This window comes from Aquabacter sp. (assembly GCF_965279295.1).
Classification (GTDB): domain Bacteria; phylum Pseudomonadota; class Alphaproteobacteria; order Rhizobiales; family Xanthobacteraceae; genus Aquabacter.
The window spans coordinates 382,324-397,055 of sequence record NZ_CBDIHQ010000013.1; the positions used below are offsets into that span (position 1 = coordinate 382,324).

Below are 14,732 nucleotides of genomic sequence, written 5' to 3' on the forward strand. Positions count from 1 at the left end.
ATAGCGCGCTTGTAGTGTGTCACTATGTTTTCAGAGATTGAGCCTCTAGAGCACCTAACTCGCTATCCAGACGGCATTTCAAAGGGTTTTACTCGAATATCGCGTTTACATTTCTACGAGGCAGCCATTATTGATTGAGAGGCCTATTAGCTGGATCCTCTGATTTGTTGTCTGACCTAAGAGCCAGTTATCAGCTTCAATTTGGTATGGTTTTTCGAGGGAGCCTTTGTAGATTTTCTTCTGGCCCTCTTTCTTTGTGCGCGAGAATAGTTTGCGCTTAATCACGTAGCCTACGCTCATGCCAACATCAGAGTGATTACGCTCTTCTATTTTCGTGGGGAAGCGCGTTGTTTCTGTAGGCTCGAGCTTCAGTGCCTTCTTCAGTTCCTTGGCACTGGTACCGGTTACAACGGCATGCAGATGGGGTTGCCAGTAGACATCGTCGCCTCGCTTTTCCAAGCTGACATCAACTGCCATAATCCCTTTCACACTCCGCAGAGTGTCTAAGCGACGGGTCATCCATGCATGGAGCGTTGCCGGCTTGCTTTCGAACAGATGGCCTACTTCCTTTCGCCATTTATCTCGAACAACAGTGATGAAGAAAACGGGCTGGTCGTTGCTCGACAGGAAAGGAGTGAGCAATAACATATGTTTCGCTCGCTCGAGCCGGGAGGCGTGATGGCAAGCCGCTGGGCATAGCTCGGTAGCTAAACATACCCTGTCTGCATGACACTTTTCCAACTGCTGAACGTCAAAAGCGGTGGGATTGATCTTGAGCATGCGGCCGACCATTCGTTGATTGCGCTCTATGCATTCCAAGTTCGTCTCGAAGCCGGTTACTCCAATCTCTTGTAGATCTTTGTCCAGCCTCTTTTCATTTCCGAATATGGAAAGAGAGAAGAGCGGGCGCTGAGGTCGCTCGAAACGTACGGGGCGAGGTGTCGGGATTTCGCGCTTGCGGACCGTCATATCGCCTCCTTGCCGAAAAGTGCTTCAATCTCAGATGCGCGCCATGCCACTGCGCGCGAGCCCAATTGAATCGACTTTGGGAAACGTCCTTCTTGAATTCCCCGGTACCAAGCCGCCCTTGAAACGGGGATTGGGCCGGTGGGAGCGAGAATATCTTTTAGGCGAACGAGACGCTCCCCTTTGCACCAACTCAAAAGATCGACGCCGTGATCCATTATGAGCTCCTAGGAATGATAACAAAGACTATTTACAGACGAACGAAAGGCGCGCGAATTTTGCCTCCGCAGGCGGAAGAAGATTTGCATGAAGTACTGGGAAATCGGTTGCAGAGGGCTACAACACGACTAGATGAGCCTGGGTGGCACGAAAGAAATCACCTCAAAACGGCGGCCAATAGCCCCGGGCTTCAGCCCTTAATGGTAATTTCTACATTCTCGACGGGGATATTGTAGTAGAGAGCGAGGGCCTTCTTGGCGTCTTGCAGAGACAGGGCGAGCCCCGCTGTAGCTGTAGGATATGAGTGCGCTTCTAAGCGTCCATGTTGCTCGCTAGAGACGGCCGGCCCTGGAGCGGCAACGGACTCAATTGTGTCCTGGGGTGTCAACTCAATGTCTTGGTCTGACTCGTCGTCAAAACCGGCCGCCGCTACCAACTCGTGAGATTGCCCTAATGCGACCTGGCATAGACTGATGGTCGTGAAATACCAAACGATGCGGGTGGGATTGCCGAGCCGGCCCACGACGTACTTTCCGCACCCGATCTCCTCCAAAAGCCGCGCTAATGCCACGGCCTCCTTCATCGTGAGATCGAGTGCGTTACACACCTGAGAGAGCGGGGTGCTCGATGCATTGTTTTTGCGAGTCGACAAACGCTCGAACAGGCGAAGCACCAACTGGTTGTGCCCACAAAGCCTGCGCAGGCTTTGGGCCACATTGTTGGCTGACTTCTTCAACATCGAATACGCCCCGGCCGGGCGATCCGGCTCTCCTCCTTTTAAGGATCTTTCACCGCGCGTCAACTGAAAAGGCGAAAAAGGCTATAAAAAAGGGACGCCAAAGACAGAGAGCAGCTGGCTCCTGAGCTAAATCACTCCAACCACTTGATATAAGAGCGAAATATCTAATCTAGCACTTTCAAGCGCCGGGAGCGCTTCGCCGGTCTTTACCGCTTGAGAGTGCGGAATTGATCCAAAAGGTCGGCCCAAGACTGCATAAGAGCGACGCGCTCGGGCCAATACGTCGCTCGGTTGTATACGCGGCGGACGGTGTTTTTATCCACATGTGCGAGAGCGGCCTCAATCACGTCAGCGGAGAAACCGCGTTCGTTCAGAATCGAACTGGCGGTCGCCCGAAATCCATGGGCGGTCATTTCATCGTGCGTGAAACCCATCCGGCGTAGCGCGCTGTTAAAGGCGTTATCGCTTAGCACTTTCCGGTTTGTGCGCACCGAGGGGAATACGAGCTCACTTACACCAGTGATCGGTCGCAATTTCTCAAGCACCTCGAGCGCTTGGCGAGAAAGGGGGACGAGGTGTGGGCGGCGCATCTTCATGCGCTCCTGCGGGATAGTCCATACTGCCCTCTCAACGTCAATTTCCTGCCACCGCGCTCCGCGAACTTCGCCGGGGCGGCAGAAGGTCAGTGCATTGAAGAGCAGAGCCGATCGAAGCGATGGCCAGCCCGTGTAGGCATCGATTGCGCACATCAAGGCACCGACTTCTTTCGGATCCGTAAGAGCGGGACGATGGGTCACTTGAGGGGGGCGAAGAGCGCCACGGAGCGGTCCGGTCGGGTCAACCTCAGCCCTTAAGGTGGAGATTGCCAGGCGAAAGACCCCGCCAATTGTCGACCTCAGCTTGGTCGCTGTTTCATGTCGGCCGCTTCGCTCGATGCTTTGTAGAACGCTCAGCACCTCGACGGGGGTAATCTCGGAGATTGGCCGCAGGCCGAGTGCCGGACCCGCGAGCTTCTGAAGAAACCATCGGTTTTTCGCCAGCGTCCGCTCGGTGCAACCCTTAGCGGCCAATCTCGCTATGTACTCGTCGGCGACCAGTCCAAATGTATTTTCGGCGGTGGCGGCCGCTTCGATCTTGGCCTTACGCCTTACGACCGACGGGTCCTCCCCATTCGCGAGCGTTCGTTTGGCGTCGTCGCGCCGATGCCGAGCGTCCGCGAGCGAAATTGTGGGATACGGACCAAAGGAGAGTTGTTTCGCCTTACCGGCGAATCGATAGGCAAGGCGCCAGAGGCGGCTGCCGGAGGGACTAACGAATAGGAACAGGCCGCCGCCGTCGAATAGCTTGTATGCTTGATCCTTCGGCTTGGCGTTCCGGAGCGCGATGTCAGTCAAAGGCATGTGTAGGCATCTCAAATCGGCGAGTAGCCGCGATGCCTACAGAAATGCCTACAATTTCAAGAGATGCAACGAGGCCTCACGCGCGCGCAAGACACGCCGTGAGACACTCAACTAATTGAAATCTCATCAGAAAACGACGCAGTGAGACGTCCTGACACCCGAAACTGGAGCGGGCGATGGGATTCGAACCCACGACCCCAACCTTGGCAAGGTTGTGCTCTACCCCTGAGCTACACCCGCATCCATCCGGCGTCGCAGTCTCCTGCGCGGCAGGTGGGTGTCTATGCCAAAAGCTAAGGGGGAATGCAACAGGCTTATCTCAAACTCGCCTGGAATCGCCCAACCGCGCCCTCAGGCCCTGTGGATGGGGTCGATCCATTTCACCTCGGAGGGGGTCTCCACCGGCGCGATGTCGAGATTGACCACCACCGGGTCCTGGCCCGAGCGGATCACCACGCATTCCAGCATGTCGTCGGGCGAGGCGTTGATTTCCTGGTGGGGCACGTAGGGCGGGATGAAGATGAAGTCGCCCGGCCCCGCCTCGGCGGTATATTCCAGATGCTCGCCCCAGCGCATGCGGGCCTTGCCCTTCAGCACGTAGATCACGCTTTCCAGGTCGCCGTGGTGGTGCGCGCCGGTCTTGGCATCGGGGTGGATGTGCACCGTGCCGGCCCAGATCTTTTCCGCTCCGGCCCGCGCCTTGTTGATGGCGGCGGCGCGGCTCATGCCGGGGGTCTGGGCGGTGTTGGGATCGAGCTGGTCGCCGGGGATCACCTTCACGCCGGTGTCGCGCCAGTCGTGCGGATGCCCGTGGTCATGGCCGTGGTCGTGGTCATGCGGATGATCGTGATCGTGATCGTGCTTATCGCCCATGGCCGTTTCTCCTCAGCGCGAACCGTCGGGTTTGCCCACCCGTTCGCTTTGCTTGCCCGCTTCGAGGCGTGAGGCTAGAACAGCGGCAACTTTCCTGCATCCTCTTTCGGAGCCGCACCTCCCATGGCTGCCTATCAGTATGCCTACCACATGCACGGCCTCACCAAGGCCTATCCCGGCGGCAAGAAGGTGCTGGAGAACGTCCACCTCTCCTTCTACCCCGATGCTAAGATCGGCGTGCTTGGCAACAACGGCGCGGGCAAGTCCACGCTGCTGAAGATCATGGCCGGCATGGACAAGGACTTCTCCGGCGAGGCGCGCCCCGCCGAAGGCGTGCGGGTGGGGTATCTCGCCCAGGAGCCGCATCTCGATGCCACCAAGAACGTGCGCGAGAACGTCATGGTGGGCGTCGCCAAGCAGAAGGCGATCCTCGACCGCTACAACGAACTCGCCATGAATTATTCGGACGAGACCGCGGACGAGATGACCGAGCTTCAGGACCAGATCGAGGCCCAGGGCCTCTGGGATCTGGACAGCAAGGTCGACCAGGCGATGGACGCGCTGCGCTGCCCGGCGGACGATGCCGAGGTCGCCAAGCTCTCCGGCGGTGAGCGCCGCCGCGTCGCGCTGTGCCGCCTGCTGCTGGAAAAGCCTGAACTGCTGCTGCTCGACGAGCCCACCAACCATCTCGACGCCGAAACCACCGCTTGGCTGGAAGGCCATCTGCGCGCCTATCCCGGCGCGATCCTGATCGTCACCCATGACCGCTACTTCCTGGACAATGTGACCGGCTGGATCCTGGAGCTGGATCGCGGCCGCGGCATTCCCTACGAGGGCAATTATTCCGCCTGGCTCGGCCAGAAGCAGAAGCGCCTCCACCAGGAGGGCCGCGAGGACGAGGCGCGCCAGCGCGCGCTCGCCCGCGAGCAGGAATGGATGGGCACCTCGCCCCGCGCCCGCCAGGCCAAGAGCAAGGCGCGCATCCAGCGCTACGAGGACCTGCTGCAGAAGGCCTCCGAGCGCATGCCCTCGGCGACCCAGATCGTCATTCCGGTGGCGGAGCGCCTGGGCCAGAACGTCATCGCCTTCGACAATCTCAGCAAATCGTTCGGCGACCGCATGCTGATCGAGGATCTCTCCTTCAAGCTGCCGCCGGGCGGCATCGTCGGCGTCATCGGGCCGAACGGCGCGGGCAAGACCACGCTGTTCCGGATGATCACCGGTCAGGAGAAGCCCGACGCCGGCTCCATCACCATCGGCGAATCGGTGCAGCTCGGCTATGTCGATCAGAGCCGCGATGCGCTTGATGACAAGAAGACCGTCTGGGAGGAAATCTCCGGCGGCAACGAGGTGATCTACGTCGGCAAGAAGGAAATCCCCTCGCGCGCCTATTGCGCGGCCTTCAACTTCAAGGGCGGCGACCAGCAGAAGAAGGTGGGCATGCTCTCCGGCGGTGAGCGCAACCGGGTTCATCTGGCGCGCACGCTCCAGCGCGGCGGCAACGTGCTGCTGCTCGACGAACCGACCAACGATCTCGACGTCGACACCCTGCGCGCCTTGGAAGAGGCGCTGGAAGATTATGCCGGCTGCGCCGTCATCATCTCCCATGATCGCTTCTTCCTGGATCGCATCGCCACCCACATGCTCGCCTTCGAGGGCGAGAGCCATGTGGAATGGTTCGAGGGCAACTTCGCCGACTATGAAGAAGACAAGAAGCGCCGCCTGGGCATCGATTCGATCATCCCCAAGCGCATCCACTACAAGAAGTTCGGCCGCTGACCTCAGGCGGGCGCCACGGCGCCCGCCTATCGCCTGTCGGCCTGATCTCTGCTCGAAATAAAACCGGGCCGTCCCGGTTTCGCCCCCCGCAAAGGTCGCTTGCGGGGGAGGGCCGGGAGGGAAAAGGCTGCGTGTGCCGCGGGCTTAGCCCTCCAGCAGCGCCGCCATGATGCGGTCGCGGGTCAGCGGCAGATGGCGCAGGCGCGCGCCCAGGGCGCGGGTCACGCCGTTGCCGATGGCCGCCGCTGTGGGGCCTTGCGACACCTCGCCCATGCCGAGAGGCGGATTGTTGGGATCGCCGATCAGCCGGGTCTCGATGCGCGGAACCTCGGAGAAGCGCAGGATCGGGTAGGTTTCCCAGGTGTTGGACGACACCGCCCCATCCTCGAACGTCACCTGCTCCTTGAGGGTCCAGGAGATCGCCTGGATGATGCCGCCCTCGATCTGGTTGCGGGCGCCGTCCGGGTTGATGACGAGCCCGCCATCCACCGCACACCAGACGCGCGAGACGCGCACCTCCTCCTCGACGGACAACTCCACCACCATGGCGAGGTAGGCGGCGAAATTCTTGTAGCGGCTGAAGGCGAAGCCGCGCGCGAAGCCCTCCGGCGGCTCCTCGCTCCACTCCGACATCTCCGCCGCCGCCTCGATCACGGCGCGGGCGCGCGGATCGGACATCAGCGACAGGCGGTAGGCGACAGGGTCGACGCCGGCTTCTTCCGCCAGCTCGTCCATGAAGCTTTCCAGCGCGAACACATTGGCGAAGGCGCCGAGCCCGCGCATGGATGAGGTGCGCACCGGCGCCTGGGGAATAAAGTGGTGCACCAGCTTCTGGTGCGGCAGGTCGTAGAGCAGGAAGGCGTTGCGGGAGGCGCCGCCGCCGGCCGCATCCGGCAGGTCGGCGGGCGGCGGCTCGGCCGAAGGGTGCTCCAGCGCCAGGGCGGTCAGGAGATTGACCCCGCCATTGGCACCGGGCCGCTGGACATGGGTGGGGCTCCAGATGTTGATGGTCCAGTCGATCGGCCGCGCGTCGGCATCGAGGTCCGCGCTGACGCGCACCACCATGGCGGCTCCGAACGGGGAGACGCCCAACTCATCCTCGCGCGTCCACAGGACCCGGACGGTGCGTCCAGGATACGCCTGTGCCACGAACGCGGCGTCGAACGCGGCGTCGTCCGCGCCGTTGTGGCCGTAGCAGCCCGCGCCCTGGTGGTGGATCACATGCACCGCCTCCGGCGCCAGGGAGAGCGCCCGGGCGATCGAGCCGCGCAGGAAGAACACCCCCTGGGAGTGGGTCCACACCGTCATCCGGCCGTCTGCGAAGCGCGCGAGACCGCACGAGGGGGCGATGGAGCCGTGGGCGATATAGGGCTTGGAAAAGGTGGATTCCACGCGCCGCGCGGCATTGGCGGCGACCATCGTCCCGCGCTCCACCACCCGGTCCGGCGCGGCCGGCCGATCCAGAAGCGTGATGGCTTCGCTGTCGGTCGGCTGAAGGTCGGCGCCGCCGTCCCAGCGCGCACGTTCGCGCAGCTTCTGGAAGGCGGCGAGCACCTGCGCCTCGTCATCGCCGGTCACCGCGACCGCATCGCCGGAGCGATGGAAGGAAACGGCGCCGCCGCCGGCACGCAGCGCGGCCGCCTCGTCCAGTTCGATGAGCTGGGCGCCCCGGCGCGGCCGATGCAGGACGCGGGCATGCAGCACGTCAGCGGGCGAAATATCCTGGATGAAAGGCGCGCCGCCGATCTTCTCCGGCAGATCGAGGCGCTGAACCGCCGCGCCGACGATGCGCAGGTCAGACACCGCCTTGGGGCGCGCCGTGCCGCTGGCGATGCGGGTCAGATCGAGTTCGCCCGCCAGCACCCAGTAATCGAGCCCCGTGGCCGCGCCGTCCTTCAGGACCGCGCCATCGTGGATTGAAAGGTCTTCGGCATCGCAGCCGAGCCGCGCGGCGGCGGCCGCGAGCATCTGGGTGCGGACTTCGGCGCACACCAGACGGATCGCGCCGCCGGACAATTCCACCGACCGGCTACCGGCCGTGTAGCCCTCGTCCGGGGTCATCTCGGTATCGCCCGAGGTGAGCCGAATGCGGGCGATGCTCACGTCCAGTTCGTCGGCGGCAATCTGCATCAGGGCCGTCAGCAGGCCCTGGCCCAGTTCCACCTTGCCGGTGCGCACCGCGACCGCGCCGGGTTCGGAGAAGCCGATCCACTGGTCGATGCGGGGATTGTCGGTGAGGCTCATGGAGAGTGCGGCGGCGATCATGCTGCGTCTCCACGCAAGGTGGCGGCGGCGCGCTCGACGGCGCGGATGATGCGCTCGTGGGCGCCGCAGCGGCACAGATGGGGGTCGAGAGCGGTCACCACGTCTTCGCGCGAGGGCGTGTGGGTCCGGTCCAACAGCGCCTTGGCGGACATCAGGATGCCGGAGAGGCAATAGCCACACTGTCCGGCCTGTTCGGCGAGGAAAGCGTCATAGAGCGGATGGGCCGGAATGCATTCGGCGGTTTCCACCCGGCGGCCCGCGACATCGCCGGCCGGCAGGGTGCAGGAATAGGATGGCGTGCCGTCGATCAGCACCATGCAGGCGCCGCACTGCTCCTCGCCGCAGCCGAACCGTGTCGCCTTGAGTTCGAGGATATTGCGCAGCACATGAATCAGTGGCGCGGCCTCGTCCGCCAGCACGGATTTCGCCGCGCCGTTCACATGAAATGCGATCTCAAGCGCCATGGATACTCCTGGACCCGGTTTGGATGGCCGCACGAACCGTGCGCGCTCTCACGCCTCGCCCTGCGGCGGCACACGATAGATGCGCAGGCAGATGGCAAGCATGGAGTAATAGCCCAGAAGCCCGGCCAATTCGACCACTGCCTTCTCGCCGAACCGCGCCTGTGCCTCGGCGAACAGCGCGTCGGGCACGTCGTTCTGGGCGAAGTAGGTGCTGGCGAAGCGGTAAACCAGGGCGTCGTCGGCATCCTCGAACACCGGAACCTGGTCCCTCTCCAGGGCCTGGATGATGGTCTCCGGCAACCCCGCCTTGCGGGCCTCGTGCACATGCACCGACCATTCGTAGGTCGCGTCCCAGTGGCGGGCCACCACGAGGATGGCGAGTTCCGACAGACGCGGGGTGAACTCGGTGCCATAGCGGCAGAACACGCCCAGCGCCTGGGACTTCTCCGCCAGTTCCGCGCTGCCCAGCAGCAGATGGTAGATATAGGGCACGCTCTTGCGCGGACCCGAGGCGATGGCGTCGAACACGGTCTTCTGCGCCGGGTTGAGCTTGGCGGGGTCCAATTCCTTAAAGCGTTTGGTCACGCTGACGTCCTCCCGAGGGCGCGCCGTGCCGGCGCTATTGACCGCCTGTGCGGCGGTAGATTTTGGCGCGGAAGCGATCCCCGGCACCGGGCATAGAGATAGGTCGCGGGACACGTCTTGTCCTCACACGTTTTGTCCTGCCCCCACGGTCCATTCCGAAGCGCGCTTTGCAGATCGGTCGTTTCCCGAAGGCCACCGGCGCGTGGTTTTTTTCTGTTTATCGATTGATAATTCTTGCTCGGCTCCGACTTGTCAATTATGGCCGGAGGGGAGGGCTAAGCCCCGCCACAACTCATCAACGAGTGCCCGGAACGCGCACACGACGACGCGAAGGGCGGAGGAGACAATCATGAGCGGCACTGCGGAACGCCCCACGGTCGGCGTCGTCGGCCTCGGTATCATGGGCCTGTCCTATGCGCGCAACCTGCGCGATGCAGGTTTCCACGTCATCGGCTTCGACGTGGCCGAAGCGCCGCTGAAGGCGCTGACCGACGTGGGTGGCGAAGTCGCCGCCACGCCCAAGGACCTGGCGGCCAAATCCGATGTGATCCTGATCGCGCTCGCCTCGGTGGATGCGCTGAAGTCGGCCTGCGGCGGCGAAGACGGCATGGTCCATTCGATCCGCGCGGGCACCGTGGTGTGCGAGATGGGCACCCTGCCCATGTACGCCAAGGATTATGTGCTGAAGCTTTTTGAACCCAAGGGCGCCCCGGTGCTCGATTGCCCGGTGTCCGGCACCGGCGCCCAGGCGGCGGTGCGCGATCTGGTGGTCTATGCCTCGGGCGACGAGGCGGCCGCCACCCGCATCCGCCCGGTGTTCGACGGTTTCGCCCGCAACACCCGCTACGTCGGCGAGTTCGGCGCCGGCATCAAGCTGAAGTTCGTGGCCAACCTGCTGGTGACGATCCACAACCTCGCCACCGCCGAGGCGCTGCTCATGGCCGAGCAGTCCGGCCTCGACCTCAACATGGTGTTCGACGCGATCCGCGACGGCGCCGGCAATTCGCGCATGTTCGAGGTGCGCGGGCCGATGATGATCGAGGAGCGGTATCAGCCGGCGACCATGAAGATGGACGTCTACATGAAGGACCTGACACTCATCACCGAATTCGCCCGCGACATCCGCACGCCGACCCCGCTGATGGCGGCGAGCGTGCCGTTCTATGTCGCCGCCCTCGCCGCCGGCCGCGATGCCGACGACACGGCGGCGCTTTATGCGGTGCTGAAGGAAATGACCCAGAAGAAGGGATGACGCCTCGCCTTAGGGCGCCGGGCCAATTCCTTCTCCAACCAATTCCTTCTCCACTTGCGAGAGCCCTGAGAAACGCAGATCGCGCCGTTTTCTTAGGGCTGTCGCAGGTGATTGCGGGCGGCGGCCGGGTGGTTTCACCTCTCCTCGGGACCGTTGCAAATTATGGCCATGTGATTCCCTCCGTATCGGAGGGGATTGGCTCAGCTCAAAAACCTGATCTCGCGCCGTCAAAACCGGCGTGACCTCGGCGTCACGATAACCCGTCCGTCCCTAATACCAAGGCCACGCTTGCCCCTTCCTAACTGTAAGGGTTACATATTCTCGCCTTGGTTCCCTGTTTGACAGGGGTCGGCAAGGAAACGGTTACCAAACTCCGCTAGCGTCGTGCGCTGCCGGGGCCTGTGACCGGGGGGCGGGAGATCGTCACCCAGACACGAGCATTGCAGGATTGTCGCGAGATTGTCCTACGAACGGCATTTGTTTCCCGGTGTCAGACCGGTGCAAGGCGATTGGGGCTTGAGTTTGCCCGCGCGCCACATGTTCGAGCAGTGAGGACCATGACCGATACGGCCTGGATCGACGAATTCGACTCATACGAGGCTCCCCTCGCGTCGAACAACCGGCCGTACCTGCGCACCGTGGGCGTGGCCCTTGTGGGCTTCGCCGGAGTGGCCAGCGCAGCCGTCGTGGTCGCCTGGGCCGGTGGCTGGATGGGCCACGGCAATGGCAATGGCGCGGCGACCAGTGCCCGCAGCGATGTGTCCCGGCCGCTCGATCCGCTCTCCGCTGACGACATGCTCGACGAAAAGATCCTCGCGGCGCGCGCGGCACAGCTGAGTGCCGACGCCGACACCGTGACCGACATCGAGAATTTCCGCCCCTCCGGCGCGATCGCCTACACCCCCGGCTGGCTGTTCGATCCCACCCCGCAGATCGCCTGGCCCTCGGTTGCGGTCGCGGCGCTGCCGTCAGGTCCTGCGGCCATGCCCGCACCGGTGCAGAGGATCGAGACGCTGCGCGCCGTGCCCATGCCGCAGGCCAACCCCTTGCTGGCGCAGCGCGGACAAGGCATTCCGCTGGCGATGCTCGACCCGGATACGCAGATCGCGGCGGTGCCCATGCCGCTGCGCAATCCGCTGCTCCAGGGGCGTGAACAGCTTGCTGCTCTCCCGCCGATGGACCAGCAGCCGGCCCCCGCCACCGTCGAGCCGACCCCGGACCAGAAGAAGGACGTGGCCCTTCCCGGACCGGGCGACCGCTACGCCATCTATGACATCAAGGCCCAGGTGGTCTACATGCCGAGCGGCGAGCGGCTGGAAGCCCACTCCGGCTATGGCGACATGTTCGACGATATCCGCCATGTCGCCGTGCCCATGCGCGGGCCGACGCCGCCCAATATCTACGACCTGACCATGCGCGAATCGCGCTTCCACGGCGTCGAGGCGCTGCGGATGAAGCCGGTGGGCGACAGCAAGATGTACGGCCGCAACGGCTTCCTCACCCATCCCTACATGATGGGATCGCGCGGGGATTCCAACGGCTGCGTCTCGTTCAAGGATTATGACACCTTCCTCGCCGCCTATAAGAAGGGCGAGGTCACGCGCCTGATCGTGGTGGCGAGCCTGGCGAACCCGCCGCCCTCCACCGCCAATCCGCTCCTGTCCTGGCTCGCCGGAAACGCTGGCACCACACGCTGAGACCTTTCGACCTCAGCGTTGGGCGCGGGGCGTTAGCTTGTTGAACAAGATCATCAGCCCGCCGCACAAGGCGAGGGCGACCAGGAAGCCGTAGCTTCCCACATAGCTTCCGACACGGTCGTGGATGTGTGAGAAAATCACCGGGCCGAAGACCACGCCGGTGAAGGTCAGGAACATGGAGGCGCCGGTGACGGCGCTCACCGCACCCGGCGGCGCCTGGCGGGCGACCTCGGAGAGATAGACCCCGTTCCAGCCCACCGCCGTCAGCCCCAGCACCAGCAGGATCGCCGAGGTGAGGGGCAGCGGCCAATCCGGCTGCGCGAACGACAGCGCAAACGCCGAGGCCGCCATGGCAAGAGCCAGGCCGAGCAGGACGACGAGCCCGTCTCCCACCATATCCGCCACCTGCCCCCACAGCACGCGGCCGACCGCGCCGCCCATCTGCACCGCCGCCAGCAGCGCCCCGGCCTGAACCAGCGAGAAGCCGAGATCCTCCACCAGCAGCACGACAATGAAGGTGATGGCGCACAATTGCATCGACGAGAAGAAGAAGGAGGAGAGCGACAGCCAGCGCAGCGCCGGGCGCGAGGCCACCAGGCGGATCGCCGACATGGAGAACAGATGGAGCCGCCCGCGGGTGCGGTGGGCATCGAGCTTTGATCGGCCGAACTGCGACATCGCCGCCAGCAGCAGGCAGGCGCCGCTCACCGAGAGCAGCGCCGCGTGCCAGTTGAAGGCCAGCGCGATCGGCGGGCCGATCAGCCCCGCCACCATGCCGCCGAGCGGCACCCCGGTCTGCTTGAACGAGAAGATCAGATTGCGCCGCCGCTGCGGCGCATGGCGCATCAGCAGTTCGGACGCCGCCGGATTGATGAGGCCATAGGAGAAGCCGGTGACGAGGCTCCCCAGCACGACCGTCCAGACCTCGGCGAGGCTCGCCAGCGCGCAGCCCGCCCCGGCCAGCAGCATGGCCACCTGCCCCACCCGCACCGGGCCGAACCGCGTCACCAGCCCACCCGCCAGGATCGAGGCGGTCATGGCGGCGAGATAGACCAAAGCGATCTGATAGCCCACCGCGCTGGTGGGCATTCCAAGGTCCGGTGCGATCAAGGGGGCGAGGGCGGGAATGACCAGAACCGAGGTGGTGCCCATCACCTGAACCAGGAGGGTCTCGGCCAACAGCCCGAACAGACCCACGCGCTCCTCATCCCCGCCGTGGGGCATTTTCCGGTCGGTACCGCTCACGGCTGACGCCGGCGGCAACGAGAGGCGAGCAGTGAGCCGCACGCGGATATGCAGAGGGGCAAGGGCACGAGCCTCAGGGGCGAAGCAGGAGGACACCGCGCGGGGCGAAGTCGGACGAGGATGGCTCGGGATTAATGCCCGCCACTCTGGACTTCGACAATAGACGTAAACGCCGATCTATCGGTTGAGCCATGCGCCATCCCGTGTCGATCAACCTGTTGGCGAGAGCGAAATCGACTTTTCTCTCCTGGCAATATCTGCAAGATATGGACCTTCAAGGAAAGTCCCCGAAGGGGATAGAGCAACCGTCCGGGAGGGCGTTTTGAGCATCAGTGGTGACCTCGCCTCCGACCCCAAAGCCTTGCCCGGACTGCCGGACGACTTCTGGACCCGCTTTGAAAGCCGCCGGATTCCGGTCGGCGACATCTCCATTCATGCCGTCACCGGCGGCAAAGGCCCCCCGCTTTTGCTCATCAGCGGCTGGCCCCAGACCTGGTATGTCTGGCGTTTCATGATGCCGGCACTGGCCGAGCATTACAGCCTCGTGGTGGCCGAACCGCGCGGTCTCGGGCTGTCCGACAAGCCGCAGTCCGGTTACGATACTGCCATACTTGCCAATGACTTAGTGGGGGTTATGGCCGCCCTGGGACATGAGCGTTTCGCGGTGGTCGGCCACGATGTCGGCATGTGGATCGGCTACGCCATGGCGGCCGATCATCCCCAGCGCGTCGCCCGCCTCGCGGTGATGGACGCGAACGTGCCCGGCGTCCTGCCCTCCCCGCCGTTGCTCGGCGAGGCGGCGCTCAACAAGCGGCTCTGGCACTTCGCCTTCAACCGCCTGGACGGCCTCAACGAACGCATGGTGGAAGGCCGGGAAGAGATCTATTTCGGCGACCAGTTCACCGCCAAAGCCGCGACGCCGCAGAGCATTTCCGCCGAGACCGCCGCCATCTACATCGCCCCCATCAAGGCCAGCCGCAACGCCCTGCGCGCCTCCTTCGAACTCTACCGCTGCGTCGATACCAACATCGCCCTCAACACCGAGCGGAAGAAAATTATGCTGGAAATGCCGGTACTTGCGATCGGCGGCGCGATTGGATTGGGCGAGCGTGTGGGCGACCAGATGAAGCTGGTGGCGCGGGATGTGACAACCGTCAGCATCCCCGGCTGCGGCCATTACGTGCCCGAAGAAGCCCCGGAAGCCTCGCTCAATGCGATCCTTCCGTTCCTCGACGGCTACGCCTGAAC

At 63.6% G+C, this 14,732-nt stretch carries 13 protein-coding genes and 1 tRNA gene; 4 read left to right on the top strand and 10 right to left on the bottom strand.

Going from position 1 to position 14,732, the window contains the following annotated elements; all coding sequences use genetic code 11:
• Positions 1–105: 105 nt before the first annotated feature.
• The 6 genes from ADADO0_RS08645 to ADADO0_RS08670 form a co-directional block, all read right to left on the bottom strand.
• Complete coding sequence (locus tag ADADO0_RS08645; RefSeq protein WP_511304717.1) at positions 106–969, bottom strand: hypothetical protein; 864 nt, start codon at positions 967–969, stop codon at positions 106–108.
• Positions 966–1,184 (bottom strand): helix-turn-helix transcriptional regulator, encoded by a 219-nt coding sequence (locus ADADO0_RS08650; RefSeq protein ID WP_511304718.1) that lies wholly within the window; start codon positions 1,182–1,184, stop codon positions 966–968. The genes ADADO0_RS08645 and ADADO0_RS08650 overlap by 4 nt, the downstream gene beginning before the upstream one ends.
• Positions 1,185–1,375: 191 nt before the next feature.
• A complete protein-coding gene (locus ADADO0_RS08655) occupies positions 1,376–1,924 on the bottom strand; it encodes a hypothetical protein (RefSeq protein WP_511304719.1) in 549 nt (182 codons plus the stop codon).
• A gap of 206 nt (positions 1,925–2,130) precedes the next feature.
• Positions 2,131–3,324 (bottom strand): tyrosine-type recombinase/integrase, encoded by a 1,194-nt coding sequence (locus tag ADADO0_RS08660; protein WP_511304720.1) that lies wholly within the window; start codon positions 3,322–3,324, stop codon positions 2,131–2,133.
• Between the two features lie 165 nt (positions 3,325–3,489).
• A tRNA-Gly gene (locus ADADO0_RS08665) sits at positions 3,490–3,564 on the bottom strand.
• Positions 3,565–3,675: 111 nt separating this feature from the next.
• Positions 3,676–4,197, bottom strand: coding sequence for a cupin domain-containing protein (locus tag ADADO0_RS08670; RefSeq protein ID WP_511304721.1), 522 nt, complete (start codon positions 4,195–4,197; stop codon positions 3,676–3,678).
• 123 nt (positions 4,198–4,320) lie between these two features.
• Between ADADO0_RS08670 and ettA the strand changes: the two genes are divergently transcribed.
• Positions 4,321–5,976 (top strand): energy-dependent translational throttle protein EttA, encoded by a 1,656-nt coding sequence (gene ettA / locus ADADO0_RS08675; RefSeq protein ID WP_511304722.1) that lies wholly within the window; start codon positions 4,321–4,323, stop codon positions 5,974–5,976.
• A gap of 144 nt (positions 5,977–6,120) precedes the next feature.
• On the opposite strand, the gene ADADO0_RS08680 is transcribed toward ettA, so the two are convergent.
• The 3 genes from ADADO0_RS08680 to ADADO0_RS08690 are packed head-to-tail and all read right to left on the bottom strand — an operon-like array spanning position 6,121 to position 9,290.
• Positions 6,121–8,241 carry a xanthine dehydrogenase family protein molybdopterin-binding subunit gene (locus ADADO0_RS08680; protein WP_511304723.1) on the bottom strand — a complete coding sequence of 707 codons (2,121 nt, stop codon included), beginning with the start codon at positions 8,239–8,241 and terminating at the stop codon, positions 6,121–6,123.
• The gene (locus ADADO0_RS08685; protein ID WP_511304724.1) at positions 8,238–8,705 is read right to left on the bottom strand and encodes a (2Fe-2S)-binding protein; all 468 of its coding nucleotides are present in this window, start codon (positions 8,703–8,705) and stop codon (positions 8,238–8,240) included. The genes ADADO0_RS08680 and ADADO0_RS08685 overlap by 4 nt, the downstream gene beginning before the upstream one ends.
• Before the next feature lie 48 nt (positions 8,706–8,753).
• Entirely contained in the window at positions 8,754–9,290 is a 537-nt protein-coding gene (locus tag ADADO0_RS08690) for a carboxymuconolactone decarboxylase family protein (RefSeq protein WP_511304725.1), read from the bottom strand.
• Here ADADO0_RS08690 and ADADO0_RS08695 point away from each other — a divergent pair.
• Together ADADO0_RS08695 and ADADO0_RS08700 are read left to right on the top strand one after the other, a co-directional pair.
• A complete protein-coding gene (locus ADADO0_RS08695) occupies positions 9,220–10,542 on the top strand; it encodes an NAD(P)-dependent oxidoreductase (RefSeq protein WP_511304726.1) in 1,323 nt (440 codons plus the stop codon). The genes ADADO0_RS08690 and ADADO0_RS08695 overlap by 71 nt on opposite strands.
• A 557-nt stretch (positions 10,543–11,099) precedes the next feature.
• Positions 11,100–12,239: a DUF2778 domain-containing protein gene (locus tag ADADO0_RS08700; protein ID WP_511304727.1), complete on the top strand. Its 1,140-nt coding sequence runs from the start codon at positions 11,100–11,102 to the stop codon at positions 12,237–12,239.
• Positions 12,240–12,251: 12 nt separating this feature from the next.
• On the opposite strand, the gene ADADO0_RS08705 is transcribed toward ADADO0_RS08700, so the two are convergent.
• Positions 12,252–13,484, bottom strand: coding sequence for an MFS transporter (locus ADADO0_RS08705; protein WP_511304728.1), 1,233 nt, complete (start codon positions 13,482–13,484; stop codon positions 12,252–12,254).
• A gap of 322 nt (positions 13,485–13,806) precedes the next feature.
• Between ADADO0_RS08705 and ADADO0_RS08710 the strand changes: the two genes are divergently transcribed.
• Positions 13,807–14,730: an alpha/beta fold hydrolase gene (locus tag ADADO0_RS08710; protein ID WP_511304729.1), complete on the top strand. Its 924-nt coding sequence runs from the start codon at positions 13,807–13,809 to the stop codon at positions 14,728–14,730.
• Positions 14,731–14,732 lie beyond the last annotated feature (2 nt).

Bases quoted from the DNA above. Each gene is read 5' to 3' on its own strand.
- ADADO0_RS08645 (WP_511304717.1), bottom strand. From the start codon at position 969: ATGACGGTCCGCAAGCGCGAAATCCCGACACCTCGCCCCGTACGTTTC.
- ADADO0_RS08650 (WP_511304718.1), bottom strand. From the start codon at position 1,184: ATGGATCACGGCGTCGATCTTTTGAGTTGGTGCAAAGGGGAGCGTCTC.
- ADADO0_RS08655 (WP_511304719.1), bottom strand. From the start codon at position 1,924: ATGTTGAAGAAGTCAGCCAACAATGTGGCCCAAAGCCTGCGCAGGCTT.
- ADADO0_RS08660 (WP_511304720.1), bottom strand. From the start codon at position 3,324: ATGCCTTTGACTGACATCGCGCTCCGGAACGCCAAGCCGAAGGATCAA.
- ADADO0_RS08670 (WP_511304721.1), bottom strand. From the start codon at position 4,197: ATGGGCGATAAGCACGATCACGATCACGATCATCCGCATGACCACGAC.
- ettA (WP_511304722.1), top strand. From the start codon at position 4,321: ATGGCTGCCTATCAGTATGCCTACCACATGCACGGCCTCACCAAGGCC.
- ADADO0_RS08680 (WP_511304723.1), bottom strand. From the start codon at position 8,241: ATGATCGCCGCCGCACTCTCCATGAGCCTCACCGACAATCCCCGCATC.
- ADADO0_RS08685 (WP_511304724.1), bottom strand. From the start codon at position 8,705: ATGGCGCTTGAGATCGCATTTCATGTGAACGGCGCGGCGAAATCCGTG.
- ADADO0_RS08695 (WP_511304726.1), top strand. From the start codon at position 9,220: ATGGCGTCGAACACGGTCTTCTGCGCCGGGTTGAGCTTGGCGGGGTCC.
- ADADO0_RS08700 (WP_511304727.1), top strand. From the start codon at position 11,100: ATGACCGATACGGCCTGGATCGACGAATTCGACTCATACGAGGCTCCC.